The sequence below is a fragment of the Aquimarina algiphila genome, from assembly GCF_007489275.1.
GTDB lineage: Bacteria > Bacteroidota > Bacteroidia > Flavobacteriales > Flavobacteriaceae > Aquimarina > Aquimarina algiphila.
Window position 1 is genome coordinate 1 of the sequence record NZ_VLNR01000184.1, and the last position, 1064, is coordinate 1064.

The 1064-nt window shown below is 28.4% G+C and carries 1 protein-coding gene; it reads left to right on the forward strand.

Translation table 11 applies throughout. The features are described 5' to 3' along the window. Positions 1 to 596: hypothetical protein (locus FOF46_RS32070; RefSeq protein ID WP_167572037.1), on the forward strand; the 596-nt coding region annotated here is incomplete at its 5' end. Positions 597 to 1064 lie beyond the last annotated feature (468 nt).

The window sequence follows — 1064 nt, forward strand, 5'->3', positions numbered from 1 at the left end:
TAAAATATAATAAAAAAGTTATTAAAGTCCCTTTACCAATATCTAAAAAGAATCAGAATGATGAAATCGAAATACGAATAGATAAAGAAAATAACAGAGAAAAAAGTCATCCAAACTCAATCATAGCTCAACTTAAGAAAGAAATAAGAAATTCTAAAGAAATATCTTTAAATGTCCCTGATCGATTGTCTAATCCTGATCCATTAATAAAAAAGGTTAAAGAAGATCTGAAAAACAAAAAAGTTAATAAATGGGGTAATACTAATGGATTAATAGATTCTTCAAACGGTGTTGTTAATATTTGTGTTGCTAAACCAAATATTTCTAGAGCTCTAAGATTTATGGATACTTTCATAAAACTAATAAAAAAGAGGGGGCATCATATTGAATTTAATAATGGAACTTGTGTTGTTATCAATGATGAATATCTAAAGATTAGGTTTCGAGAGGTTTCAAAAAGAGTTGTAGTTAACGAAAATAATTGGGAAAGATCGGAATTAGTGCCATCCGGAATTTTATCATTAAGATTAGATGATGGTTATCCCGAAAAGCAATGGAGAGATTCGGAAAAACCCCTATCGAGTCTAAATTATTAACAATTATTGCTTCTATTGAAACAAAAGCTATGCTCAATAAAAAAAGAAAATTAGAGTGGGCTAAACAAAAAGAACAGCAGGAAAAATAACGTAAAAAAGAAGAAGAGTTAAAAAAATTAAAAGAAATAGAGCTTTTAAATTTTAGAGAATTATTCAAAACCGTTAATAGATGGCATGAATCTCAATATTTAAGAAATTATATAAAAGAGTTCAGGCAATTCGCTGAAAAAACCAACACATTAACTAATGAAAAGAAAAATTGGATTAATTGGGCTTTAGAAAAAGTAGATTGGTACGATCCATTTATTGAAAAGGAATTAGAACTACTATCCGATGTAGATAGAAACACTTTAACTACAAAAAATTCAAATACATTGTACTAACTCCTGCTTAATCTTATCATTTTTCAGGGTTCTCCTAATCGTTCAAAGAGAAATCGTACTACTTCAGGACGAAGTAGTTTTGTAC